The organism is Synechococcus sp. W70.1 (genome assembly GCF_047461515.1).
In the GTDB taxonomy this organism is placed as follows: Bacteria; Cyanobacteriota; Cyanobacteriia; order Thermostichales; family Thermostichaceae; genus Thermostichus.
Window position 1 is genome coordinate 171209 of sequence record NZ_JANSHH010000032.1, and the last position, 23319, is coordinate 194527.

Annotated in this window: 25 protein-coding genes; 10 read left to right on the top strand and 15 right to left on the bottom strand. The window is 59.8% G+C overall.

Annotation, left to right across the window (positions count from 1 at the left end; all coding sequences use genetic code 11):
* Window positions 1-2 precede the first annotated feature (2 nt).
* Window positions 3-806: a pyrroline-5-carboxylate reductase gene (gene proC / locus NW808_RS08850; RefSeq protein ID WP_414411525.1), complete on the top strand. Its 804-nt coding sequence runs from the start codon at window positions 3-5 to the stop codon at window positions 804-806.
* Here the strand turns inward: proC and NW808_RS08855 are convergent.
* The 4 genes from NW808_RS08855 to NW808_RS08870 all read right to left on the bottom strand — a co-directional run bounded on the left by NW808_RS08855 (window position 750) and on the right by NW808_RS08870 (window position 4116).
* A complete protein-coding gene (locus tag NW808_RS08855) occupies window positions 750-2006 on the bottom strand; it encodes an NAD(P)/FAD-dependent oxidoreductase (protein ID WP_414420945.1) in 1257 nt (418 codons plus the stop codon). The two genes, proC and NW808_RS08855, sit on opposite strands and share 57 nt — an antisense overlap.
* A gap of 52 nt (window positions 2007-2058) precedes the next feature.
* Window positions 2059-3342 (bottom strand): MDR family MFS transporter, encoded by a 1284-nt coding sequence (locus NW808_RS08860; protein WP_414420946.1) that lies wholly within the window; start codon window positions 3340-3342, stop codon window positions 2059-2061.
* 65 nt (window positions 3343-3407) lie between these two features.
* On the bottom strand, window positions 3408-3557 hold the full coding sequence (locus tag NW808_RS08865) for a hypothetical protein (protein WP_414420947.1): 150 nt from the start codon (window positions 3555-3557) through the stop codon (window positions 3408-3410).
* Between the two features lie 262 nt (window positions 3558-3819).
* Window positions 3820-4116 (bottom strand): hypothetical protein, encoded by a 297-nt coding sequence (locus NW808_RS08870; RefSeq protein WP_414395562.1) that lies wholly within the window; start codon window positions 4114-4116, stop codon window positions 3820-3822.
* A gap of 223 nt (window positions 4117-4339) precedes the next feature.
* Here NW808_RS08870 and NW808_RS08875 point away from each other — a divergent pair, with 223 nt between their 5' ends.
* The 4 genes from NW808_RS08875 (at window position 4340) to NW808_RS08890 (ending at window position 7990) form a co-directional block, all read left to right on the top strand.
* Entirely contained in the window at window positions 4340-4582 is a 243-nt protein-coding gene (locus tag NW808_RS08875) for a Ycf34 family protein (RefSeq protein ID WP_414395204.1), read from the top strand.
* A 115-nt stretch (window positions 4583-4697) separates the two neighbouring features.
* On the top strand, window positions 4698-5711 hold the full coding sequence (hemF, locus tag NW808_RS08880; protein WP_414420948.1) for an oxygen-dependent coproporphyrinogen oxidase: 1014 nt from the start codon (window positions 4698-4700) through the stop codon (window positions 5709-5711).
* Window positions 5712-5742: 31 nt separating this feature from the next.
* On the top strand, window positions 5743-6438 hold the full coding sequence (locus NW808_RS08885) for an alpha/beta hydrolase (RefSeq protein ID WP_414420949.1): 696 nt from the start codon (window positions 5743-5745) through the stop codon (window positions 6436-6438).
* Between the two features lie 73 nt (window positions 6439-6511).
* Window positions 6512-7990 carry a hypothetical protein gene (locus NW808_RS08890; RefSeq protein WP_414420950.1) on the top strand — a complete coding sequence of 493 codons (1479 nt, stop codon included), beginning with the start codon at window positions 6512-6514 and terminating at the stop codon, window positions 7988-7990.
* Here NW808_RS08890 and NW808_RS08895 read toward each other — a convergent pair.
* The 3 genes from NW808_RS08895 to NW808_RS08905 all read right to left on the bottom strand — a co-directional run bounded on the left by NW808_RS08895 (window position 7987) and on the right by NW808_RS08905 (window position 12115).
* Window positions 7987-8883 carry a putative CRISPR-associated protein gene (locus NW808_RS08895; RefSeq protein ID WP_414420951.1) on the bottom strand — a complete coding sequence of 299 codons (897 nt, stop codon included), beginning with the start codon at window positions 8881-8883 and terminating at the stop codon, window positions 7987-7989. The genes NW808_RS08890 and NW808_RS08895 overlap by 4 nt on opposite strands.
* 35 nt (window positions 8884-8918) lie before the next feature.
* Window positions 8919-10496 (bottom strand): ArnT family glycosyltransferase, encoded by a 1578-nt coding sequence (locus NW808_RS08900; RefSeq protein WP_414420952.1) that lies wholly within the window; start codon window positions 10494-10496, stop codon window positions 8919-8921.
* Window positions 10497-11782: 1286 nt separating this feature from the next.
* Window positions 11783-12115, bottom strand: coding sequence for a hypothetical protein (locus tag NW808_RS08905; RefSeq protein WP_414420953.1), 333 nt, complete (start codon window positions 12113-12115; stop codon window positions 11783-11785).
* Window positions 12116-12300: 185 nt separating this feature from the next.
* Between NW808_RS08905 and NW808_RS08910 the strand changes: the two genes are divergently transcribed.
* Window positions 12301-12936, top strand: a complete 636-nt coding sequence (locus NW808_RS08910) for an exopolysaccharide biosynthesis protein (RefSeq protein WP_414420954.1) — start codon at window positions 12301-12303, stop codon at window positions 12934-12936.
* A gap of 245 nt (window positions 12937-13181) precedes the next feature.
* Here NW808_RS08910 and NW808_RS08915 read toward each other — a convergent pair whose 3' ends face one another.
* The gene (locus NW808_RS08915) at window positions 13182-14096 is read right to left on the bottom strand and encodes a S1 RNA-binding domain-containing protein (RefSeq protein ID WP_414420955.1); all 915 of its coding nucleotides are present in this window, start codon (window positions 14094-14096) and stop codon (window positions 13182-13184) included.
* Window positions 14097-14195: 99 nt separating this feature from the next.
* On the bottom strand, window positions 14196-14636 hold the full coding sequence (locus NW808_RS08920) for an RrF2 family transcriptional regulator (RefSeq protein ID WP_414420966.1): 441 nt from the start codon (window positions 14634-14636) through the stop codon (window positions 14196-14198).
* A gap of 125 nt (window positions 14637-14761) precedes the next feature.
* On the opposite strand from NW808_RS08920, the gene NW808_RS08925 reads away from it, so the two are divergent.
* The 3 genes from NW808_RS08925 (at window position 14762) to ppc (ending at window position 19221) form a co-directional block, all read left to right on the top strand.
* The gene (locus tag NW808_RS08925; protein WP_414405744.1) at window positions 14762-15742 is read left to right on the top strand and encodes an AAA family ATPase; all 981 of its coding nucleotides are present in this window, start codon (window positions 14762-14764) and stop codon (window positions 15740-15742) included.
* Between the two features lie 152 nt (window positions 15743-15894).
* Complete coding sequence (locus NW808_RS08930) at window positions 15895-16152, top strand: DUF3146 family protein (protein WP_414395189.1); 258 nt, start codon at window positions 15895-15897, stop codon at window positions 16150-16152.
* A gap of 132 nt (window positions 16153-16284) precedes the next feature.
* Window positions 16285-19221 (top strand): phosphoenolpyruvate carboxylase, encoded by a 2937-nt coding sequence (ppc, locus tag NW808_RS08935; protein WP_414420956.1) that lies wholly within the window; start codon window positions 16285-16287, stop codon window positions 19219-19221.
* A 26-nt stretch (window positions 19222-19247) separates the two neighbouring features.
* Here ppc and NW808_RS08940 read toward each other — a convergent pair whose 3' ends face one another.
* A complete protein-coding gene (locus NW808_RS08940; protein ID WP_414420957.1) occupies window positions 19248-20039 on the bottom strand; it encodes a Ycf66 family protein in 792 nt (263 codons plus the stop codon).
* A 158-nt stretch (window positions 20040-20197) separates the two neighbouring features.
* Between NW808_RS08940 and NW808_RS08945 the strand changes: the two genes are divergently transcribed.
* Window positions 20198-20599, top strand: coding sequence for a hypothetical protein (locus NW808_RS08945; RefSeq protein ID WP_414395183.1), 402 nt, complete (start codon window positions 20198-20200; stop codon window positions 20597-20599).
* Here the strand turns inward: NW808_RS08945 and aroH are convergent.
* From aroH to NW808_RS08970, 5 genes are all read right to left on the bottom strand, one after another.
* A complete protein-coding gene (gene aroH, locus NW808_RS08950) occupies window positions 20596-20970 on the bottom strand; it encodes a chorismate mutase (protein ID WP_414395182.1) in 375 nt (124 codons plus the stop codon). The genes NW808_RS08945 and aroH overlap by 4 nt on opposite strands.
* An 87-nt stretch (window positions 20971-21057) precedes the next feature.
* Window positions 21058-21747 (bottom strand): V4R domain-containing protein, encoded by a 690-nt coding sequence (locus tag NW808_RS08955; protein WP_414410157.1) that lies wholly within the window; start codon window positions 21745-21747, stop codon window positions 21058-21060.
* Between the two features lie 34 nt (window positions 21748-21781).
* A complete protein-coding gene (locus tag NW808_RS08960) occupies window positions 21782-22261 on the bottom strand; it encodes a hypothetical protein (RefSeq protein ID WP_414410158.1) in 480 nt (159 codons plus the stop codon).
* A gap of 25 nt (window positions 22262-22286) precedes the next feature.
* Window positions 22287-22538 (bottom strand): hypothetical protein, encoded by a 252-nt coding sequence (locus tag NW808_RS08965; protein ID WP_414420958.1) that lies wholly within the window; start codon window positions 22536-22538, stop codon window positions 22287-22289.
* A complete protein-coding gene (locus NW808_RS08970; protein ID WP_414405737.1) occupies window positions 22535-23218 on the bottom strand; it encodes a V4R domain-containing protein in 684 nt (227 codons plus the stop codon). The genes NW808_RS08965 and NW808_RS08970 overlap by 4 nt, the downstream gene beginning before the upstream one ends.
* Window positions 23219-23319: the final 101 nt, after the last annotated feature.

Sequence of the window (23319 nt, forward strand, 5' to 3'; positions counted from 1 at the left end):
CGATGGAGCAACCGCTGCTGAGTGTCATTGGGGGCGGAGCTATGGGATCTGCCCTGCTGCGCCGCTGGGTGGCGGCAGGGGTTTATTCTCCAAAGCAGATGGCGCTGCGGGAGGTCGATAAGGACAGGGCCACCGCTCTCCAGCAAGAGCTTGGCATTCGTCTATTGGCCGATCCCTCGGAGGCGGGGGAGGCCGAGATTTTATTTTTGGCCGTCAAGCCCCAGGTCTTTCCGCAGGTAGTGGCAGAGATAGGGCAGCCGGCGGCCACAGAGTTGGTCATTTCTATTATGGCCGGGATCCCTTTGCAGCAGTTGCAGCAGGCTTTTCCCCGGCAAAAGGTGGTGCGCACCATGCCCAACACACCGGCACTGGTGGGGGCAGGGATCACGGCTATCTGCTACGGGCCAGGGGTGACGCCTCAGCAAAGGGATCTGGTGGAAAGGTTGTTTCGGGCTGTAGGCCAGGTGGTGACGGTGCCGGAGAGCCAGATGGATGCGGTAACCGCCCTGTCAGGATCGGGGCCAGGGTATTTGGCAGTGATCCTGGAAGCGCTCATCGACGGCGGCGTAGGGGTGGGCCTACCGCGCCCCATCGCCACCCAACTGGCGGTGCAGACCCTGGCAGGCACTGCTGCCCTCCTGCAGCAGGAGCAGCTGCACCCCGCCCTGCTCAAAGACCAGGTCACTAGCCCCGGCGGCACCACCATTGCCGGCCTCCAAGTCCTGGAACAGGCAGGGGTGCGAGGGGCCCTAATGCAGGCGGTGCGGGCGGCCTACGAGCGCTCCCGTCAGCTCCAGGGATCCTAGCGCCTGCCACAGCGGGCGGGTCATCCAGCTCCACCCCACCCTGAGCTGGTGCTCTAGAGTGGGCAGGCGGAAGAGGTAGGCAACTCGCCGCGCTAGGTAGCCCAGGGGGCCGGTTAGGGTAAGGCCGCCCAAGGCCGAGACTACTGCCGTATCCGCCCCTAGGCTGAGCATCTCCCCCAGCGAAAAGTAGCGAAACGGCAACAGCGGCCGCTCCTGGGTGAGCAGAGCCCACAGGTTCCAAGCGCAGTAGCCCGCTTCTTGGAAAGCTGCCTGTGCAGTTGCAGGTACGGGCTGTCCTGTGGCATCCACCACCGCTGCTCCGTCGCCCAGGGCAAATACTTCGGGAAAGGTGGGCGTTTGGAGAGTGGGCAGAACCTGCAGGCGGCCCCGCTCGTTTTTGGGCAAATCCAAGTTAGCAATGGCCGCCGCTGGTTGGGTGCCGACTGTCCAAAGCACAGCATCGACCAAGTCAACAGCCATCTCCTGAGTTGCCAGGCGCTGCCGCTGCAGACGAAAGGGAGGAGCGCCGTTTTCTCCCGTAGCCTCGATCCCAAGTACCTTGGTCTGCAGCTCCACCTGCACCCGCCGTTGGGCCAGCGCCGCCTGGGCTGCCTTCCGGCTTGAGGGAGCAAAACCCGGCAAAATCTGGGATCCCACCTCAATAAGACGGATCTGGCCGCGCGATCCCAGCCGGTCAGCCAATTTGCAGGCTAGCTCTACGCCGCTGGCCCCTGCCCCCACAATAGCTAGGTAAATGGCCTGAGCCGGATCCCGCGCTTCTAGGGTCTGCAAGTGGGCCCGCAGCCGTTGGGCATCGGCTAGGGTGCGGAAGGGAAAGACAAACTCCGCTGCTCCCGGCACGCCCTGCAGGGGAGTTTCCCCTCCCAGCGCCAGCACCAGGGCGTCGTACTCCAAGGTCTGCCCCTCTGCCAGGAAGACGCGGTGCTCTTGGAGGTCAACCGACTGCACCGCGCCGCGGCAAAACGCTACCCCTTCCGGCAGCAGATCCTGGAAACGGGGGGCCACCTCCCACTCTTCCATCTCGCCGGTGAGCAACTCGTAGAGCAAAGGAGCAAAAACAAAGCGCTCCTGACGATCCACCAGGGTAATCTGCGGCGGCTCCGGCCAAGGCCGGCGGATGAGCTCCAGGGCTGTATACAGCCCGCCAAAGCCGCCCCCAAGGATGCAAATGCGACGCATGCTTCGAGGGTTGAAGGTAACATCAGCTTAACAAACCGACCGGGATCCAGCCTCAGGGCTCTGCGTTGTGTAGGGGAACAGCCGCTGGCGGCGGAGAGACCGTTGCCGCATTGACTCTGCAGGGTAGGATGCTGTCCAAAAAGCTAAGGATTCCCCAAACTAGGCCGACGCTGGCCACCCAAAAGAGCCACAGCCCACCCGCCCAAGGAGGTGGCAGATCCAGAGCCACCCCCCCGATTAGCGGCCCAACGGCAAAGCCTGCTGCCCAGCAGAGGGAGTTGATCGATAGATAAACCCCCCGCAGATGCTCTGGGGCCAAATCTGCCACCAGCGCCGAAGCTGAGGGGTTGTAGCTCGCCAGGGCCAAGGAGAGCACCGCCAAGGCCAAGGCCGCCATCCCTATGGCCGGCATCGCTCCCAACTGTGCTGCTGGGCCGCTGAGCCAAACCAACCCAAATCCCAGCCCCCACATCAGGGCGGATCCCTGTAAACCCTGGATGCGGGTGAGGCGGTTCAGCCGGCGGGCCACTGGTATCTGCAGCAGGGCAACGATGGCTCCGTGCAGAGCAAACAACGGGCCAATCTGCACCTCAGGGATCCCAGCTCCCTTGCGCAAGTAAAGGGGCAAGCTGCTGCTGAGTTGGGCAATGTAGGTGGTGAAGAAAATGTTGGCCAGGGCGAACACCCATAGGGGGCGATCCCGCAGGGCAACTTTCCAGCCTGCCAACAGAGGCTCTGCCGCCGGCTGAGCTACTCGAGTCTCCTGAACGCAAAGCCAGAGCAGGGCTAGAAAAGCCAAGTACGTGAGGCCCTCGATAACAAACAGGAGGCGGTAGTTCTTCGTCAGAGCTACCAGGACGCTGGCCATGGCGGCGCCAAGGCTCAGGCCCAAGTTATCCCCCAGGCGGTTTAGGGCATAGGCTTCGTTGCGCTGCTCGCGCGTGGTTAGATCCGCTACCACTGCCTCCACCGGCGGCCAATAGAGGCCCTGCCCAAACCCTGCCGCCAGGTTGGCCAGGGCAAAGCTCCAGAAGCCATGGGAAAGGGCAAAGCCAAAGGAGCCCAGAGCGGAAATGGCCAGCGAGAGGATCAAAGTGGAGCGGCGGCCCCAAGCTCCGTCTGCCATGGATCCCCCGAGGAGGCGGCCAAGCACGCCAGCAAAGGCCATCATGCCCCGGCCCAAACCTACCTGAGTGGCCGTTAGCCCTACCTGGTTGACGAAAAAGAGGGTGGTGTAGAACAGAGTAAAACCGGTTCCAGTTTGGGAGAGCAGCCGACCAATAAAGATCAGCCAGAACTGAAAGCCGAGCTGTGGCCACCAGTAAGGGATCCGCATAGGGGAGGCAACGGGAGACAGGTTACCTAGCCTAGGGGATCCCGGTCGCTGACGCCAGATCCGGTTCAGCAGGCAGAAAACTGAGTGGGAGCCAGCGGCTCCTCTTCCAGGGATCCGGTGGAAACCGCAACCAACTCCCCCAAATTCAGGTATTCGCTCAGCAGCCGCGCCAGCCGGTACACCCAGTAGTCGAGCTGGGCCAAGTCATTTCCCATCGCCTTCGTCACCACCAAACACCTGCTTTCCCAAACTGCCCGGCAGCCCTCTCTCGACCTAAACCCCGCCGGCTCGCCTTTTCTTTTGGTCGGCCCACCCATCGGCACTGAGACAGACCTTGGGGGCCAGGGCTTGGAGGGCTGGCTGCAACAAACTGTAGCAAAAATTAAACAAGCATTGAGAACCAAGACCCGCCGGCCAGCAAGGCGGCTTGCCAACCCCTAGCATCCGTGGGCCAGCAGGAGAGGATCCAACTGGCTGTTACCTGACAGCCACTGGCGACTTGGCTGCCACAGCGCGCTCTTCCTCTTCTTCCTCAGGAGGAACAGCCACAAACTCGATGTGGTTGAGCAATGTTGTCACGAAGGCAAAGAGCAGAAAAGGCAGGGAGATGACCAAGATCAACGCGATGGTGAGGAAGGCGTAGAGAGGGCTATTCATCAGAGAGAGGGCGGCGCCCAGGCCAGCAAAAATCACGATTAGCCAAACAATGATCTGGCCGTAGATATCCCCAAAGGAGAGGGTACAGATAAAGCGGTAGCGGGTGTGGGTGTTCATGGCGATTCCTCGGGATAGCCTGGCTGGCTTGATCCTGACCGGGAACCAAGCCTTAGCCTTACGGGTGGATATGAGTATCTTGAGATTTTAGACGAGAGAAGGGGAGACGCCTCTCTTTCCTAAGAAATGTCTCAAGAATCGGCTGAGGAAGCCGGATCCTCCGTCTTCCCGAAGACAGGATGCTATCGTCGAGATCGCAGACGCTTTCTGGTAGGCAGCAGCCATGTGTATTTGTATTCACTGCTACTACGTGGATCGCTGCACCACCTATCACGCCGTGGAAGCGCAGCACCAACAGCCCCACCTCACCCTGACGCCAGATTTTGAGCCGCAAGGACCCCAGATCAACGTCAACATCCGCAACGGCGGCACTGAGATGGAGTGGGATGTGGTGGCCTGCCAGAGCTTTCGTGAGGAGCGGAACAAGTGGGCAAGGCTCCGCCCCCACGAGGTCGTTCCCACTTAAAATCTAGAGATGGCCTAGATGCCAAAAGGGTTCTCCGCGCCTGGGGGCTTGAGACTTAGGTCTGCTGCAGGCAAAAGCCTTAGTTCGTCTATTTCGAGAGATTGGGAAGACTACGATGCTAACCGCAAGCCCGACAGCACCACCAACGGATGCTCGTCAACGGGTAGGCCAGTTTATGCGGTATCTCCAGGACGAGATCTGTGCTCGTCTGGAAGCGCTGGATGGCAAAGCCAAGTTTCGGGAAGACAGCTGGGAACGCCCTGGAGGGGGAGGCGGTCGCTCGCGGGTCATCCAGCAAGGAGGCGTGTTCGAGCAAGGAGGGGTCAATTTTTCCGAGGTATTTGGCTCCCAGCTGCCCCCTTCGATTTTGAAACATCGCCCCGAGGCAGCGGGGCATCCCTTTTACGCCACCGGTACCTCCATGGTGTTGCATCCCCGCAACCCCTATGTGCCGACGGTTCACCTCAACTACCGCTATTTCGAGGCGGGGCCGGTTTGGTGGTTTGGCGGCGGCATGGATCTCACCCCCTACTACTTGTTTGAGGAGGATGCGGCTCATTTTCACCGCACCGCCAAAGCGGCCTGCGACCGTCTGGATCCGGTCTACTACCCAACTTTCAAGATCTGGTGCGACCGCTACTTCTTCTTGCCCCATCGGGGCGAGGCCCGCGGCGTTGGCGGCATTTTCTTTGACTATCAAGACGACCGGCCCGGGCTGCTCTACCGCCCTGAGGGTGAGGCAGAGGCGGATCCCGAACAGCTTGTGGCTGAGCCGCTGCCACTCCAGGCGCGGGTGGGATCCCGCAGTTGGGAGCATCTCTTTGAGCTGGTGCAAGCCTGTGCCGAGGCGTTCTTGCCTGCCTATGTGCCGATTGTGGAGCGGCGGCAGGGGATGGAATGGGGGGAACGGGAGCGACAGTTCCAACTCTACCGGCGCGGGCGCTATGTGGAGTTTAACCTCGTCTACGACCGGGGCACGGTCTTTGGTCTCCAGACCCAAGGTCGTGCCGAGTCGATCCTGATGTCGTTGCCGCCATTGGTGTGCTGGGAATACGGCTACGAGCCGCCGCCCGATAGCTGGGAAGCCAAGCTCTACGAAGTGCTGCGCCAGCCTCGGGATTGGGCCTAGGCGGTATTGGTCTCAATTTTTGAGGATCGCGTTGTCTTCCCCTCTGCCCCTTGTCTACCGCCTTCAACCGCCCCGCCAGGCCGGGCCGGGATCTGCTCCTGTGTTGGTGATGCTGCACGGGATCGGCAGCCATGAGGGGGATCTCCTCCAGTTGGCCCCTTACTTGGATCCCCGCCTAGCGGTGATTAGCCTAAGGGCGCCGCTTCCCTGGGGGGCGGGTGGCTTTGCCTGGTTTGAAATGGCCTGGACGCCGGAAGGGCTGGCGGGGGATCCCGAGCAAGCCCGCCGCAGCCGGGAGCTTGTCAGCCACTTTCTGGAGCAGGTTCTGTCCCAGGGGATGGCCGACATTTCTCTAGATCCGGCCCGGGTCTATTTGCTGGGGTTTAGCCAGGGGGCGATCATGAGCCTATATCTGGCTCTAACCCGGCCGGAGAAGCTGGCTGGCGTAGTGGCCATAAGCGGTCGCCTTTCACCGGAGATCCTAGCCGAGGCGGTGGAGCCAGCCCGGATGCAACACTTGAGCGTCCTCGTGGTTCACGGCACCGCCGATACCGTTTTGCCTGTGGCTTTCGGCCGCCAGATCCGCGACTACTTTGCCTTGCTGCCCCTGCGCTTGACCTATCGGGAGTACGAAATGGGCCACGAGGTTTCCCCAGAAAGTTTGCGGGATATCCAAGGGTGGTTGCAAAGTCAGCTGGACAAAAGCTGTGGCCCTCCTTGGAGTTGAACCCTGGGCAAGGGCTGGGAGCCGTTGGGATCCCCTACAATAGCGGCAAAGTTTTTGCCCCCTGAGGGTCTCAGTGAACGGCGGCCAGCCTCCCTACGACATCCTCATCCTCTCCAACGGCCCCGGCGAGCTGCTCACCTGGGTGCGGCCAGTTGTCCTAGAGTTGCGTCAGCAACTGCCCCAGGCGCGTCTTTCCCTGGTGCTCTCTCCTTGTCCGCACGCTTCTGGGCAAGAGGTGAAGATAGCAGAGGAATTTATCCAGGTCGATCGGGTTCAGGATCCCGATTTTTTTCTAGCTTTTTTGCTCACGGGTCAGACCGAAGAAGCCTGGGATTGGGCCAAGCGGGGGGTGGTGCTGTTCCTAGGAGGGGATCAGTTTTTTGCACTCTGGATTGCCCGCCGTCTGCGCTACCGTCTGGTGGTGTATGCGGAGCGTCGGCCCCGCTGGCGACCCTGGGTAGACGTTTTTGCGGTGCGGACGGAGGAGATCAAACGCCGCTACGACGGGGGACGCCTCTTGGGCCACCGCTGGGCTGCCAAGATGCAGGTGGTCGGGGATCTGATGGCCGATGGAGTGGCCAGTGCTGTCTACTTGCCGGGGATCCCTCTTCCCGGCTGGCTCAGCAGTCGCTTTCTCCCCCCGCCGGCTTCTAGCGTTGCTCCTGAAGCGACGGCAGGCTTTTCCACCCTCCTCCAGCCCCTCCCCGATCCCATCGAGGAGCCGGAATCGGGGCAAACGGCACCGGAAAGGGTGGAACCCCCCCCTGCCGACGAAGCCTTGCTGCCGCGTGGCTGGCAACGTCTTGGCGACCGCAACCGCACCCACTACCAGGTGGGGCTGCTCCCCGGCTCCAAGCCAGCCAAGCTCTCCCTGGGAGTGCCGCTGGTGCTGGCGGTGGCCGATGAGTTGCGCCAGTTGTTGCCCAACGTCCGCTTCGTGATCCCAGTGGCTCCTGGCCAGACCCCTCAGTCGCTGGCGGCTTACGCCCATCCCAAGCTCAACCCCGATATGGCCGTGATCTACGGCACCTCCGCCACCCTGGAACAAACCAACCTAGGCTCCCACTTCGTCACTCCCTTTGGCACCACGGTACAGCTGTGGACCCGTTTCCCCGCCTATTCTGTGCTAGCCAATTGCGACCTCTGCCTGACTACAGTTGGAGCCAACACCGCTGAACTGGCCTATCTGGGGGTGCCCATGGTGGTGGCGATCCCCACCAACAAGCTGGAGGCGATGCGCGCCTGGGACGGGATCCCTGGCCTGTTGGCCCGCTTGCCTGGCCTGGGCACTTGGATAGCTCGCCTCATCAACACAATTGCCCTGCGGTGGCTGGGTTACCTGGCTTGGCCAAACATCTGGGCAGGACGGGAGGTGGTGCCGGAGCTGCGAGGCCATTTGCGCCCGATCCAGGTAGCCGAACAGATGCGAACCTTGCTGGCAGACCCCCAACGGCGCCAGCGGATGCAGAGGGAATTGCAACAGCTAGGGGGCAGACCGGGTGCGGCCCAGGCCATCGTGCAACTCGTGGCCCAGCAGTTGAGCAAAAGCTAAATGAGGCGACCGAGGCGCTCCCGCAGCTCGGCGGCAGCCTGCTCTAGATGCTCGGGAGTATAGCCGGTGGTCTCTACCCGGACGGCAAGGTGGGTGCCCTGGCTCTCGTGCAGATGGATCCACAGAATGTGGCGGCCATCTTCGGTTTTGCGGTTGGCGGCTTTGACGCCGTTTTTGGGGGCAGCGTAGGCGTTTGGGTCGTAGCGAACCAGATCCACCCAGGGAAGGTCGCGCAGGAGCTTTTCCACCTTGGCCCAGCTGCGAGGGCGGTGGTGGCTACTCTCGCTTCGCAATTGGATGACCTCGGCGCGATCGCGGCCAGAATCTGGCAAGCTTGCCCGCGGGATCCGAGGCTGGACTGGCGGTTGCAGATGGGGCAGATACACCAAAGACTTGTATTGCTCGTGGATGTAGCAGACCGGGATCCCCAGTTGGCTGCCCACCACGGCCATAACCATGGCCTGGGCTTTGAACCCCCCAGTGGCGGCGAAGGTGACGAGCCCTCTAGCGCTCTCCGCCAACTGTTTCAACAGCTCGGCCATCCGCTCTAGGGAGGATTCCTCCAGCTCGTAGTTGATGCCGGGGAGGGGCACCAGGGAAACCCCTTGTTGGCCCAGGGCTTCCTCAAAAAAGAGCTTCAAAATCTGGGCACACTCTTGGCCTTCAGGAGTTTCTGAGTAAAGCAAAATCAAGGCATCCTGGGGGGTGGGGTCCAGCCGGTAGTAGGTGTTGGTTTCGGCGCTGATCAGTTCCAGGTCGGTCTTTCTCATCCAGGCTAAGGCCCGTTCTGGATCCCCAATGGTCTTTTGCCCTAGCCACGGCCGCGGCGGCTGTAGGTTTTTGTCCGGGTTGGTGAGCAAAGAGGTGCCCACGGTCATGATGATGGTCTGCATGAGTTCCCCGCAAATGAAGCCCAAAGCTATAGCTCTTAGCGCCGGCGGGAGTAGGGACGAGGATAGGGCTGACGCATTTGCCGAGCCAGGTACACCTGAAAGGTCTGCGCCACTGCACCCGCCCGCCGCAGAGGGATCTCGGCCACCGGTTCAATGTGTTCAAAATAGTTGCCGTAGGTGGCTGGGATCCCTGCTTTTGGCTGGAACAGCGTGGAGGTGACTAGCAGTCCGTCTTTTCCCAGCCAGTCTTCCGGCTGAGACCAAAAGGCAAAGCCCCGCGGATCTTCATCTAGGCAGGTGAGGGGCTTCTCCGTCAGCGGTGCCAAGGCCATGCCGATCTGCCCGCCCAGGAAGTAGGTATTGGTGAAGATGAAGTCTACTGCCTCCAGGGCCTGAGTCAGGCGGGGATCCGTCTGAAACTGGCGGCGCAACTGCTCAATTTCAATGAGCTGAGTGGAGGGATCCCGTTCCACTGGCCACAGGCCCAAGCCGCCGGGCGCCTGCAGCAACCCGTAGCGCACATGGGCTAGCCCCACCCCCACCAACAGACCCACCGCCACCGCCGTCCCCGCCAAGAGCCGCTTTGCTCCTGGCCATCCTTCCCAGCGGGATCCTAAAAGCAGGCTCAGCACCCAAAACCCCGGCATGGGCCAGGTGGGGAGGATGGGGCGGTAGCCCCCCATCAAGGTAAAAGCCAGCACTAGCGGCAGCCCACAGGCCAGGATTAAAAGGTGCCTCAGCTCCTGATCCGCGAGGCGTCTTCTCTGGAAGAGAGCTAGCCCCAGCCGCCCGCCCTCAGCCAAGCTCAGCCCCAGCAGAGGGATCCCCAAGGTTGGGAAAAGATAAAAAACTTCCTGCAGCACCGTCAGAGCCAGATCCTGCAGGCGGTAGCCTGTCTCCGGCACCGCTCGCCCCCCTTGGAAGCGAAAGGAGATCCAATCCTGCTGGGCGTTCCAGAGCAACACTGGGCTAAAGACTGCCAAGAACCCCAGCGCCGCCAAAAGCGCCCAGCCGGATCTAAAGGCACAGCGGTGGGCTGGGCTGAGCAGGCAAAAGAGCGCCAGGCCAAACCCCAACGCCAGGCCGTGGTATTTGCCCAGAGAGGCCAGCCCCACCAAAAGGCCCATTAGCGCCAGCCGCGGCCCTGGACGGTAGCGAGCCGACCCGTAGACCCCCGGTTTGGGAGCCGGAAAAAACTCCTGGGCAGCCACCCACAGCGTTGCCGCCGTAAACAACGTCAGCGGGCTGTCCGGCAGGGTTAGCACCCCAAACCCAATCCAGAAAATGGGTGCGATGCTAACGGTTGCCAGGCTAATCAGCCCCGCCTGCACCGAAAAGAGCCGCGCTCCGGTGAGGTAAAGCAACAGCGAAGAGCCGCTGTAGGCCAATAGGGATCCCAGTCGGATGGAAAAAGCCGACACCTGACCTGTCAAAACAGGCCCCAAACCCGTCGTCCAGGCCACCAGCGGCGGATGGTCAAAATAGCTCCAGTCCAGATGACGAGTGTAGAGGTAGTAGTAGGCTTCGTCAAAGCCTGGCGGCAACAGAGCCGCGACCAGACAGCGCAGAAGCAGGCTCAGCCCCAGAATCCACAGAACAGCCCGCGGCAGCACAGGGGATCGCTTTGAGCGCGTGGGCAGATGCCATTATCTCAGCTTTGGCAAATCTTGCCTCCCCCACCTTCCCCAAAAACCAAGGGGGGTCTAGTCTAGGCCTAAGGCGTTGTCTCCGGCAGCCTTACTGGACACCTCAAAAGCTGGCCCAATTGTTCTGCTTCCGCCCTTGCCTTGCTATCGTCAGTACCAAAACTCAGGTACAACAAGGGTTCTCCTGCTTGCAACTGCACCTCCACCGAAAAAAGGTATCGCCATCAGAGTCTGTTGTGCTCTGAACCACAACTTGCTGCACGTCTCTGAAGGAGTAAGTTTTCCTCCTCCTTATCCCAAAGGGAGTGAGGTACTCCTCCAAGATCTGGTCTAGGGAGCGGTCAAAGGTCAGCCGGCATCTCGGCAGCGCAACTGTTCGCAATAGACCTAAAAGAAATAACATTCCTGAGAGAAAAAGCACAATCAGAAGTACAGACAAACTTCCTAAGTTGAGAGTATTGCCGTCCACCAATAGCTGACTCTCTGCACTCACCCGAAACGATTGGATCTTTGTTGCCAGTTGTCGGGCTTTGCTCTCGCTGGCGGTTGACTAGGCTTCCTTTTCTCCTGCAGAAGTTATGAGAGTGACGTAGTAATAGGTTCTCTTGTCTCCCTCAAAGTCTATTTGAACTTCAGTTTTGGTTCTGGCCCCTCTTACGTTATAGTAAGACCTGACCCATTTTGGTAAGAGCAGTGGCTGGAAGACCACTTCGCAGTTGACCATATCCTGATCAAGGCGATAGCAGGTGAAGCTGCGATCTACCAGAAAACGCCAAGTCAGGGAACAAAGACACAGCACCAAAAAGAGAGCAAAGATAGCACTAACCGACAAAACTCCAAGCCCCCTTAGATAAACACGCTTGCTGGGGGTCTGCTCCACACACCTCATCCCCATAGGCTTACCTCCGTCGGGATCCTAGGCTTTGCCCTCATTATTGCTTGCTGCCGTGATACCTGACCGTTTCCCACAATTTTGAGAGCGGAGTTTGGTTTTTTATGCCCAAATTAGACTGAGATCCAGGGCAAAGCCAGGGAGGAGAGGATCCCCCTGCAGGTAAGCTGGGCGCTCCAGGACTTGTAATGGCTGGCTAGGACGATAGACACGGGTCAATTAGCCAGCCCAGTTAGTGCAGCTTGACTTGCAAAGCAACTAGATCGCTCGGAGGGATCGCAACTCCAAAACAAAGCTCCCTAAGCGCTCCCGGCAGCATCCAGCAAGAGGTGAAGGGTCGAAGACCAAGCGATTTTCCTTTTCAGCTTTTGGGGATCAGCCGCTTCGGACAGGCGGCGCGGATATGGGACTTGCTCAGGTCAGGCATGAGGGCCAAGGCTCGTTCGGCATCAATTTGTGCTTCGCACACTGCCTCCAGCACCTGCTCTGCCAGCAGGGAAAGGGGCATGTCAGCAGTCTCCTCTGGATTGGTTTTTTCAGAGATTTGCCGAACTCCCTGGGGCGGAGGGGGTAAGGTCGGCTCTGCTCGGGGAGGCAAGGTAGTGGAGGTGCCCACTGTCAGTTGGGTTTCGGCAAAGGTTGCGCCAATCCTCCCCAGCAGTAGGGATCCCAGCAGCAACACCAGCCCAGCCATCCCCTGTGCTGGCCAACGCCTTGGTCTCTGGGCAAGGCTACGGCTGCCCACCCCCTTGTCCAAGCTCCTACCGAGCCCCCGGCTGCTCATTTCACCCCTCCAAGACCACCTTCTTCCTCAAGCCTCAGGATATCCAACAGACTCAGAATTTGCAGTAGGCTAGGCCTTGGTCAACCTTTCCTGCTATGGCACGTCTATCCCAAGAGCTAGCCCGCTTAGCCGGCCTTGCTAACAGCTCGGAGCAGGCCGAGGGATCCCCACCAGAGGCGATCCGCATTGAAGAGATTCTCAAACTGGCGCGCGAGCGCAGCTTTGGCTTGTTTTTGGCAGTGCTGTCTTTTCCCTCGGCTTTGCCTCTGCCCGCTCCTGGCTATTCCACTCCCTTTGGCGTGGTTATTCTGCTGCTGGCCCTACAAATGCTGTCAGGGCGAGCTACTCCCTGGCTGCCGCCATGGGTGCTGCAGACATCCATTGAACGGAAGCAATTTCAAAAATGGGTGCAGGTCGGGATCCCTTGGTTGCAGCGCCTTGAACAAGTCGCCCGCCCCCGTTGGAACCCAGTCTGCACCAGTCGCCTGGGCCAGGTCTGGCTAGGCACCTGGATTGGTTTGATGGGCATTTCCATGATCATCCCTGTGCCCGGCACCAACACCCTGCCAGCGATGGGGGTATTCGTCACCGCCTTCGGCCTCCTGGAAGAAGATGGGATCCTCTGCAGCTTGGGATCCCTGATCTGTGTGGCAGCGGGGCTGCTGACCACTTCCATTTTGGTAGGCTTGGGGCTGGGGGGAACGACCTTGTTGAATTGGCTGCGAAGATAGCGCCCTACCAGCCTCTCTCTCAGAGGGAGTTGGGGATCCCAGCTTCACTGACAAGCTGTATCGCCTACACCTTGCTGCAATCTAGAGCTCCGCGCCGCTAGCGGGAGATCCTGGCTGAGGTGTTCAACACCCCTACCTCTGGCGGCGTGACATTGCCGCAGCCCCCAGCACTGCTTCTGTAGCAATGGGGCGGGATTGAGGGATCCAAAAAGCTCGGCCTGGAGCGCCTCGGCAGGCGGCATGGGTTAAATGACCTCGCCCTCGGACGTGATTCTCCCCTTGAGTTTGCCGGCTCGTTTTTCAGCTTCCTCAAGAACAAGAGGCAGTTGCTCCAACACCTCGCCAGGGTACTTCTCCAACACTCTCAAGGAGAGGGCGACCCGCCCCTTGGTCTCATCCACATCGATGACCACGGCTTTGAGGGGCTGCCCAGGCTGGAACAAGTCGGAGAGAGAGGCAACAAAGCGTTGGCTGACCTGCTTGATGGGCAACAGCCCGCTGGCCCCTTCCTCCAGCTCTACAAAGACGCCAAAGGGCTTGAGGGCGCTGACCTTGCCCCGCACCACTTGGCCGGTGGTATAGCTCCCCAAGCTCTCCACTTGTCGGGCCACTCGCTGGGAGAGCACCAGCTTGTTGGCTGCGGGGTTGACCTCCAGCAAACTGGCAGTGAGGAATTGGCCCACTAGCTCCTCCAGAGCTTCCCGCTGGATGAGATGGGAGCGCGGAATGAAGCCGCGCAGGCCCTGCACATCCACCACCACCCCGCCCTTGTTGATGCCAATCACCGGCGCTGTGACCACCTCGCCTCTGGCTTGCTTTTCGGCCAGCTCTTCCCAGAGCCGCTTCAGCCGCAGCCGCCGCACCGAGAGCAGGATCTGCCCTTCTGCGTCTTCTCGCAAGATGAGAAACTCGGCTTCGCTTTTGAGGGGAAACACCTGGCTTAAGTCTTCCTCTGAGCCAATCCCAGCTTCCTTGAGAGGCAAAAAGGCTGGCGACTTGGCGCCAATATCCACCAAAACGCCGTCGCTCTGGTGCTGGAAGATGCGACCTCGCACTACCTGGCCCGGTCGGAAGTCAAGGCTTTGGGCCGCTAGAGCCTGGGCAAAGTCTTCTGCGGAAAAGATCTCGGCAGCGGGCGGGCGGGGGGAGTGCAAGGTCATGGCCAGGGTAGCGATGTGAAGCAGTGCGCTCTAGAATAACCCAAAACAGAGTCAGGATCCCAGCCCTTCCCGCCCACCGTGGACTTTGCTGGCTGCAGCTTAGATGTAGTACATCAGCCTGGCCTGTTGCCCTTGGTTCTGCCGGTCACAGAGATCTTGCAAGGTTGTCTTTTGGAGAATGTCCACTGCCGCTGCTTGGGCCTCTTGCCAAGCCTGCAGAAGCACCTGGCGCTCTGGAGTGAGATCGCTGCTGGGCAAGGTGCGGGAGCGGCTCAGCTCCTCGCCCTCGATGGCCTGAATGACGTCTAATAGGGAAATCTGCCAGGGCGGTCGAGCCAGAAAATAACCCCCTTTGGCCCCCCGCTGGCTGCGCACCAGCCCCTGCCGGCGCAAGGTGGCCAACAGTTGCTCCAGGTAGCGGTCGGGAATGGACTGATGGGCTGCAATCTCCCTAATCTGCAACACCCGGCCGTCGTTGTAGTGCTGGGCCAATTCCAGCAGCGCCAGGAGCGCGTACTCGCTTTTGCAGGACAGCTCCAAAATACCCATCCTTAGCTGTAGGGATGAGATCTATGATATTCCGGTTTTCCGCCGGGGTTTTGTGGGATCCTGCTCTGGGCTGGGATTGGGCTTGTATGGTGGAATAGGCCTCTTTGGATCGATCTATGGTGGGTGCGGGCACCCGGATCCCGGCGGAGCGACTGCAAACTTTGCAGCAGCAGATCGGCAGGCTGATGGCCAACGTCGAATCGGTATTCCAGGGCAAGTCGCAGGTGGTGCAGGCGGTGGTGACAGCCCTGGTGGCAGAAGGTCATGTCCTGCTAGAGGATGTGCCGGGAGTGGGCAAGACCACGTTGGCGCGGGCCATAGCCCGCAGTTTGGGGGCCAAGTTTCAGCGAATTCAATTTACCAGCGACCTCTTGCCGACTGACATTCTTGGCCTCACTCTTTTCAACAAGGAAAAAGGGGAGTTTGAGTTTCGCCCCGGCCCTATTTTTGCCCATGTCATCCTAGCCGACGAGATTAACCGCACCTCGCCCCGCACCCAGAGCGCCCTGCTAGAGGCGATGGCGGAAAAGCAGGTTTCGCTGGACGACCGCACCTACCCGCTGCCCCGCCCCTTCATCGTGCTAGCCACCCAAAACCCTTTGGAGTACCACGGCACCTATCCCCTGCCAGAAAGCCAGTTGGATCGGTTCTTGGTGCGGCTGTCGATTGGCTACCCCAGCCCTGAAGTTGAGCGATCCCTCCTGTTGCATCGGCAACAGGCGGATCCCGTGGAGGCTCTGCAGCCCGTGCTTTCACTGGCCGAGTTACGGGAGATTCAGGCGGCGGTGGATCAGGTGTACTTGGAGGGATCCCTGGCCGACTACCTTCTCCAGGTAGTCCAGGCTACACGCACCTCCAAGCTGCTGCGGGCTGGGGTCTCCACTCGAGGAGCGTTGGCTTTGGCAAGGGCAGCGCGAGCCAGGGCCCTCGTAAAGGGACGCGGCTTCTGCCTGCCCGAGGATCTACAGGCCTTGTTCGTGCCGGTGCTGGCCCATCGTGTTTCCCTAGCTGGAGGGGGAGAGATGGCAAGTAACCGCCGGCAGGAAGCCGAAGCCATCATCCGCGACATTGTGGCCACGGTCGAGCCCCCGGTTTGATATTCCAGAAGACAGTCGAGGGGGTTGCCCTGCCTGAGGCTTGCGCTTCTCTGGCCCAGGGGCTGGCTAAATTGGGGGCTGGCAGAGCTAGGGGGCCTTTGCGCCGCTTTTCCGGTAATGGAGAATAGGGGATAGATTCTCACGGCTTCAGGATGAGCCAGCTACCTCAGACCACTGCCCATGTGCAGATTACCCGCCGCTCCTGGCAGGAGGGTGCCATTGAAGGGGAAGTCAGCGCTAACGGCTGGGTTTGGCACTTTTGCTGGCGCTTTCGAGGTGGAGGGCTTAGGGTGGAGCCCTCAGTGGGGCGAGCCTTGATTTGCGATCCCTTGAGCCGTTTTTTGGAGAAGTCGGATTACCTGCTAGAGCCCGGCAGCAACTACTCATTTGTTATTCGTAGCCGCCTCTAAATAGCCGTTTGGAATCCTCACGCGGGAGAGGCTGGCGCTGAGCAGACCTCCCTTTCCTCGTCATGTCGGCTACCTCTGTGCTGCCGGCGGACAGGTTCTAATATTGGGATGGTCGTTCTAGGAGCTGCCTTCATGACCTCTTCCTCCCACCTAACGGCTGCAGAGCAGGCCAGTGGTTCTGCTAACGGCCTGAAGGAGACCTCTCTCCTGGCGCAACGGGATTCCTTGGACCGGGCCCTCCCTAGGGACGAGGTGCTCGATCGCCGGAACACCTTGTTGAACCAGCGCCTGCAACTTGTTGAAGAACTTTGGGAATCGGTAATCCTGCGGGAGTGTGGGCAGCCGTTGGTGGATCTGCTGCGGCGGCTGCGTTCCCTGTGTTCTCCTGAAGGGCAGACTCTAGAATATCCAATCCCAGAAGTCTTCCAAATTGTTGAGAACCTTAGCCTTGAGGAAGCCATTCAAGCAGCGCGCGCCTTTGCCTTGTTCTTTCAGCTCATCAACATTGTTGAACAAAATTACGAGCGAGCAGAAGACTCGGATATGCGCATGGTGGACAGCCAACAGCGCACCGTGCGGGAAAACGAAAAATTTGAACGGCTCTTCCCCTACCTCCGGGCTCAGGGAGTGCCGCCTGGCTTGCTGCGCCGCCTGCTGGAGCGGCTGCACATCCGCTTGGTGTTTACCGCCCACCCCACTGAGATTGTCCGCCACACCATCCGCGAAAAACAACGGGTCTTCTCCCGTCTGCTCAGCCAACTGGACTGGGCAGAGCAGTTCGACCCTCTGCAAGCTCAGATGTTGAGAGAACAGCTGGCAGAGGAAGTTTTGCTCTGGTGGCGCACCGACGAGTTGCACCAAACCAAGCCGACGGTGCTCAACGAAGTCGATTACACCCTGCACTATTTTGAAGAGGTACTGTTTCAGGCTATCCCTCTACTGCACGAGCGCCTCAGGCGCAGCCTGAAAAAGTCCTTTCCCACCGTCGAGCCGCCCCCTGCAGGATTTTGCAACTTCGGCTCCTGGGTGGGCGGGGATCGCGACGGCAACCCTTCAGTGACTGCCGACGTAACCTGGCAAACAGCCCGCTACCAGCGCAACCTCATTTTGGGCAAATACATTGAGTCGGTGAAAGCGCTCACCAAAACCCTAAGCGTCTCTTTGCACTGGGGAGATGTGGACAGCCAACTGCTGGACGCCCTCGAGCAGGATCGCCGCCTCATGCCTGAGGTTTACGAGACCTTTTCCTTGCAATACCGCCAGGAGCCCTACCGACTGAAGCTCAGCTACATCCTGCGGCGGCTAGAGTTGACGCGGGAGCGCAACCGCAACTTGGCTGATTCCGCCTGTCTGCCCGCTCCTCCTTCCTTGGGCAACGCTTACGCCAGCGCCGAGGAGTTTTTGGCCGACTTGCAACTCATCCAAAGAAGCTTGAAAAACAGCGGCCTTTCCTGCCGCCAGTTGGACTACCTCATCGAACAGGTACAGGTCTTTGGCTTTCACCTGGCTCACCTAGATATCCGCCAAGACAGCAGCTACCACGAGGCCGCGCTCACGGAGATCTGCGAGTACTTGCGCATCTTGCCGCGGCCTTATAGCCAGATGACGGAGGAGGAAAAAACGGCTTTTCTCCTGCAGGAGCTGCAAACCCGGCGGCCCCTGATTCCGCTGGAGGCTCCTTTTTCTGAGAAAACGGCGGAGCTGATTGCCACCTTGCGTACCCTGCGCCGCCTGCAGCAGGAGTTTGGTCGAGACATCTGCCAGACCTACATCATCAGCATGAGCCGCCAGCTGAGCGATCTGCTAGAAGTTTTACTGCTGGCCAAGGAGGTGGGCCTTTATGATCCCATTAGCGGGCGCGGGTCTCTAGCGGTAGTGCCGCTGTTTGAGACGGTGGAAGACCTGCAGCGGGCGCCGGAGATCTTGCGGCAGTTGCTGGAGATCCCCTTCTATCGCCAGTACCTGGCCCAGCAGGAGAATTTACAGGAGGTGATGCTGGGCTACTCCGATAGCAACAAGGATGCCGGCTTTTTGAGCAGCAACTGGGAGATCTACAAAGCCCAGCAGCGGCTCCAGGCGGTGGCCGAGGCGTGTGGGGTAAAGTTGCAGATCTTCCATGGGCGGGGTGGCTCGGTGGGTCGCGGCGGCGGGCCGGCTTACGAGGCCATCTTGGCCCAGCCTGGGCGCAGCGTGGGGGGCCGCATCAAGATTACCGAACAGGGAGAGGTGCTGGCTTCTAAGTATTCCCTCCAGGATCTGGCCCTTTTCAACCTAGAGACGGTTACTAGCGCTGTCATTGAGGCCAGCCTGCTGCGCACTTACCCCAATGACCTGCACGAGTGGTCGCGCCTGATGGAGTCCCTAGCGGAGCGCTCGCGGCAGGTGTACCGCAACCTGGTCTACGAGCAGGAGGGCTTTGAGGAGTTTTTCCACGAGGTCACTCCTATCGAAGAGATTAGCCAACTGCAGATTAGCTCTCGCCCAGCCCGCCGTAGCGATGGCTCAAAGGATATCCGATCCCTGCGGGCCATCCCTTGGGTATTTAGCTGGACGCAAAGCCGTTTTCTCCTGCCAGCCTGGTATGGAGTGGGCACTGCCCTCCAGGAATACGCCGCCCAAGGCGAGCACCATCTCACCCACCTGCAACACCTCTACCGCGAGTGGCCCTTCTTCCGCATGGTGATCTCCAAGGTGGAGATGACTCTGGCTAAAGCGGATTTGCAGATTGCTCGCCACTATGTCCAGGAAATGAGCTCCCCCGAGCGTTTGCTGCGGGCAATGGAGCTGTTTGAGCTCATTGCCCAAGAAATGCACCGCACCCGCGAGATGGTTTTAAAAATTACCGGCCATAGGGAGCTGTTGGAAAGTGACCCCTACCTAAGACGCTCAATCCAGTTGCGCAACCGCTCCATTGTGCCCCTGGGCTTTATTCAGATCTCGCTGCTCAAGCGCCTGCGCGGCAAGCAAAGACCCCCCCTTCACCCCAGCCAGCACAGCCGCGCTGAGCTGCTGCGCGGAGCCCTTCTCACCATCAATGGCATTGCCGCTGGCATGCGCAATACCGGCTAAAGGCTTCTAGGGGTCTGCTGGGTCAGCTAAAACAAGTCATCCTCGGATTCGTCCGGATCTACCTCCTGAACCTCCACTGACTCCACCTCGACGACGCGGCGAGAGGAAGGGCGAGGCTTTTCTTCAGCGTAGCTCTCCTCTTGAGTTTGGGGTAGACGGGGAGGGCGACGTCGGCTACCGACGTCAGTGCTTTGCTCCTCCTGGGTATCGTCCCGATACTCCTCAGGGGTTGGGCGACGAGGGCGACGGGCGGAAGGCGGAGGGGAAGACTCAGCCTCCTGCTGCAAGGTTGTCTCTAGCTCTTCCTCGTCATCTTCCGAACGACGACGCGGGCGCACCTGCGTACTGCTGGTCAACTGTGGCCGCGGGCGGCGCGCTGGTTCCTCGCTGCGCTCAGGAATGGAGCGGCTAGAGGAGGAGGCATCGCGAATGCGGGATCCGCTGGCCGCGCTGGCAACGGCACGTCCTTGGCCATAGCCATCGGGCGGATAGGTGCGGCTAAAGCCTTGGCGCCGCATAGCTGGACGAACTCCAGTTATCTGGCGCACCTTCTCGTTTAGGAGAATGCGCAGGCGGAAGGTCTGGATGGCAAACCAGCCCGCCATCACCGCCAACAGCACCTGGGCAAAAAACAGCAAGGGGATTAGGCGCTGACCTTCCAGGAGCAGAGAGATGGAGTAGATCAGGCCCATCGTAGCGAAGATTACATCTGACTCTTCCGAGGCTTCGGGCTTGACAAAGCGGACGGCAAAGATGGCTCCACTGGCAATTGCCACCAGGGCTGCCATCAAAAAGTAGGGGCTTTGGGTGAGAAACATGCCAGGGATCCCCAAACGATAGGAGCGGGAAAGCTGTAAGCTTTACCCCTTTCAGAGCCGATCCTAACACCAATCCTTCTGCTGGCACGGCCCAGGATCGGGATGCTTTGGTAGGGAGGGGTTGGTGCTAGAATCGACGGCAGCTCCCAGTAGGCTCCATGCTGTACCTGGCACGGGTAGACAAGAAAAGTCTTTTTGGCCCAGCGGAGTTACAGCTTCTAGCCCAACAGGGCGAGAAGGGGATTTGGACACCGCTGCCTCAGCCGGAGCGGATTACTCTCAAGGAGGCAGCCCCTTACAACGTTGGGGTGTTGCTGCTGGTCGAGCTGGGAGAAAACCGGCAGGTGCAGCAGGTGGAAGAGGCGGCGATGAAGCTGGTGGAGATGCTGCACAGTCTCTCCCAAGCCTACAGCCTAGTTGACTGGACGGAGATTGAAAACTGGCGTTTTTCCCTAACTCGGCAAAGCCAAGAGTTAAGCCGTCGCGAAGCGGAGATAGCTGCCCGTCAGGAGCAGCTGCAACAGTGGGAAGCTCAACTGCGGCAAAAGCAATCTTCCTAGACGGGGCTGAGATCGGGCCGTAACTCGCGAGCGCCTCTTAGATAAACGTGGTGCATCTCCGCCTGGGTCAGGGGAGTGTTCAGTTGGATTAAAACACGGATGCAGCGGGGCAAAGCGCCATTGACCTCCATCTGTTGCACGTCCAGCAGAGGCACTGCCTCCCAGCCAGGACGGCGGCGGGCAAATTGGGCAGGAAAGGCGGCATCTAGGTCAGGGGTAACGGAGAAAATGACGCTCACTACCTCTGCCGGATCAATGGCGTTGCGATGTTCTAGGGCATCCAGCAGCTCGTTGACTGCCGCACCAATGGCCTCGGCAGTGTTGGCCGGCACGGTGATGGCTCCTCGAATTGCTCTCACCCGCCACCCCAATGGCTTGGCCCTCGTGCCCTTGAGCTCGTCTTGCTTTCACAAGATTATACAGTTTGTCTCTTTGGGATCCCACCCCCTCCTTGCAAGCTAGGGGGCAGGCTGCAACACCTTCTCTAGGATCTGCTCGTGGCTAAGGCCCGCGTCCACCCAGGTTTCTGCCTCCTTGAGGCGGTTGGCAGCCGTCAAGATAAACAAGTTGCTTTTTGCCCCCAGAGCCTCGCTGGTGGTTTGCACGCAGGCCAAGTCCTGGCCAGTCAATTGGCTAAACCAAGTGGCCAATAGCCCTGCCTCCAAGAAGCCCATTGGGCGCTTAAAGTGGGAAGGCGTGGCAGCGGCGAAGGGAGAGTTGCGAATCGACACCACCACTACCCCCTGGTCTTTGTAGGTCCAGTCGAGGTCGATCAACCCCCAGCCGTGGGTTTTCCAAGCCTGTTTGAGATTCTGGAGAAAAAGGCCCATCTCCAGCTCAGCTAGGGGCTTTTGGTAGTAGTCGGAGAGCTCCTGGGCAAAGCGGCGGAAAAACTCCTTGCCCCACATGCGGCCACAGTGGCGCAGCACCAGACGGGCCGCTTGTCCTGTCTCGTATTCCAGGCCAGTGTAGATGGCTCGCAATAAGGTTTCTGGAAGGGCTAGGAGACGGTCGCCGTGGCGACTCTCTAGCAAACCCGACTCCAGATCGCTTTGCAGGTAGAGGCTGGGCGCGTAGTAGTTGGCCAAAACCGGCGTGTAGGGATCAAAGCCGGCAGAGCTGTTGGCAAGGGAAACGGTGTCAGCCATAGGGGATCCCTGGGTTGGCGAATGGAAGCCACCGCTAGGCGGCTGGGAGGCCGCTTAAAGCTAGCAAAGCTGCCTGCACGCGGGTAATCAAGGGACGGATGAACTCCAGTTCGCCAGGTTGTAGGCAGTCTTTGAGCTCCTGCTGGAAAAGCCGATGGGCAACTTCGTAGACGTTCTGCAGCCCATACAGGCGCACTTCCTCTTCCATCCAGTCGATGAGCCGCTCTTTGAGGAGGTTTTCGTCCTGCAGCAACATGGCCAGGGCGCTGTGCCGCAGCAACAGCGACAGGTGCCGACGGCACAGATCCACGACCTGGGGGGAGAGGTTGGGCATCTCCTTCTGCAGAGCCTCCAAGGTGCGGCCCACCATCTGAGCCTCCCCCTCCCGCAGAGCCCGGTACACGTGCTGCCGTTTTGGCCAGCCGAGGACATAGGCTTTAAGCTGATCCAGCTGCTCCGAGGTGAGGTAGCGAGCCTCTGCCTCGATTAGCATTTGCTCCAAGGGGCTGACCATCTCGCTTCTCCTAGAAGGCTGGCGTTCAAAACAGGCTGAATAGGTTGTCCAAGGTGATCTGCTCTTCCTCTGGCCCAGCTTCCGGTACCGACCCCAGGGATTGCCAAGAACGGGCCGCCAAGGCCAGGGGATCCCCGGGCCAGGGGATGGAGTTAAGGTACTCCCGCACTTGTAAGAAGGGCATTGGCAGCAAGCGGCTTTGCCGTGGACGGTTATCCCAGTTCAAGCGGGCAAAAAAGCTCTGCACCGACTCCCCTAGAAAGCTCTCTGGCGTCATGCCTTGGCCACCCCTTGACCAGAGCGCAACTTTTGGGCAATTTCACTAGCCGTGGCCCCCTCGTTGAGCCAAAAGGCAGCCGCGTCAATGCGCTCCTTGCTGCCGAGCAAAAACTTGCAGTAGCTTTCCCCCATGGAGTAGCACTGGATCTCGATGCAGTTGAGCTGTCGCTCTACCATCGTGCTGAAAAAACCGGCAAATAAGCCGGCGTAGAGGTGGCAAACGGGTTTGCCCACATCCCCCAAGGTGCGGGCCACAGCCGAGTCGAACAGGTTGATGAAAATAAATCCCTGCCGCCGGCTTTCGAGCTCGACTTCCCAGCGCCCCCAGCCTTGCGAGGTCAGAGGCCACCACCAGGTTTCCAGGAGAAACATGAGGTGGGTCTGCTTGGGCTTGCGCCGGTACTCCTCCTCGAACCAGCGGGAGAAGTGGAGAGCATCGTTGCGCCCCCACTCGCGGCCAATGGTATACATCAAAGAAGCAGAGGCATCCCCCACCTCTTCTTCCAGCCCCTGCTGCAAGCCGAGGATAAAGTCTTCGCTGACCAAGACATTGCGCGCGCCCGTCCAGTCCACTAGAGATCCCCGCGAGGGGTCGAAGCGGTAGAAGTCCTCACGGCTGTAGTGGTTGTGTCGCTGGGCAGCGGGCTGCAGGGCGAGCTCTAGGGTGCCGGTTGTCATGGCTGGAGGCGAGGAAGGTCAAGTTTTTCACTCTTCTTGTTGCTGAATCATAACCTTTCTGCTAGGAGCTTTGGCTAGAGCTGTCGATGGATGCGCCAAAA

Bases quoted from the DNA above. Each gene is read 5' to 3' on its own strand.
- proC (WP_414411525.1), top strand. From the start codon at position 3: ATGGAGCAACCGCTGCTGAGTGTCATTGGGGGCGGAGCTATGGGATCT.
- NW808_RS08855 (WP_414420945.1), bottom strand. From the start codon at position 2,006: ATGCGTCGCATTTGCATCCTTGGGGGCGGCTTTGGCGGGCTGTATACA.
- NW808_RS08860 (WP_414420946.1), bottom strand. From the start codon at position 3,342: ATGCGGATCCCTTACTGGTGGCCACAGCTCGGCTTTCAGTTCTGGCTG.
- NW808_RS08865 (WP_414420947.1), bottom strand. From the start codon at position 3,557: ATGGGAAATGACTTGGCCCAGCTCGACTACTGGGTGTACCGGCTGGCG.
- NW808_RS08870 (WP_414395562.1), bottom strand. From the start codon at position 4,116: ATGAACACCCACACCCGCTACCGCTTTATCTGTACCCTCTCCTTTGGG.
- NW808_RS08875 (WP_414395204.1), top strand. From the start codon at position 4,340: ATGTGTATTTGTATTCACTGCTACTACGTGGATCGCTGCACCACCTAT.
- hemF (WP_414420948.1), top strand. From the start codon at position 4,698: ATGCTAACCGCAAGCCCGACAGCACCACCAACGGATGCTCGTCAACGG.
- NW808_RS08895 (WP_414420951.1), bottom strand. From the start codon at position 8,883: ATGCAGACCATCATCATGACCGTGGGCACCTCTTTGCTCACCAACCCG.
- NW808_RS08905 (WP_414420953.1), bottom strand. From the start codon at position 12,115: ATGGCTGGGCTGGTGTTGCTGCTGGGATCCCTACTGCTGGGGAGGATT.
- NW808_RS08910 (WP_414420954.1), top strand. From the start codon at position 12,301: ATGGCACGTCTATCCCAAGAGCTAGCCCGCTTAGCCGGCCTTGCTAAC.
- NW808_RS08915 (WP_414420955.1), bottom strand. From the start codon at position 14,096: ATGACCTTGCACTCCCCCCGCCCGCCCGCTGCCGAGATCTTTTCCGCA.
- NW808_RS08925 (WP_414405744.1), top strand. From the start codon at position 14,762: ATGGTGGGTGCGGGCACCCGGATCCCGGCGGAGCGACTGCAAACTTTG.
- NW808_RS08930 (WP_414395189.1), top strand. From the start codon at position 15,895: ATGAGCCAGCTACCTCAGACCACTGCCCATGTGCAGATTACCCGCCGC.
- ppc (WP_414420956.1), top strand. From the start codon at position 16,285: ATGACCTCTTCCTCCCACCTAACGGCTGCAGAGCAGGCCAGTGGTTCT.
- NW808_RS08940 (WP_414420957.1), bottom strand. From the start codon at position 20,039: ATGTTTCTCACCCAAAGCCCCTACTTTTTGATGGCAGCCCTGGTGGCA.
- NW808_RS08945 (WP_414395183.1), top strand. From the start codon at position 20,198: ATGCTGTACCTGGCACGGGTAGACAAGAAAAGTCTTTTTGGCCCAGCG.
- NW808_RS08955 (WP_414410157.1), bottom strand. From the start codon at position 21,747: ATGGCTGACACCGTTTCCCTTGCCAACAGCTCTGCCGGCTTTGATCCC.
- NW808_RS08960 (WP_414410158.1), bottom strand. From the start codon at position 22,261: ATGGTCAGCCCCTTGGAGCAAATGCTAATCGAGGCAGAGGCTCGCTAC.
- NW808_RS08965 (WP_414420958.1), bottom strand. From the start codon at position 22,538: ATGACGCCAGAGAGCTTTCTAGGGGAGTCGGTGCAGAGCTTTTTTGCC.
- NW808_RS08970 (WP_414405737.1), bottom strand. From the start codon at position 23,218: ATGACAACCGGCACCCTAGAGCTCGCCCTGCAGCCCGCTGCCCAGCGA.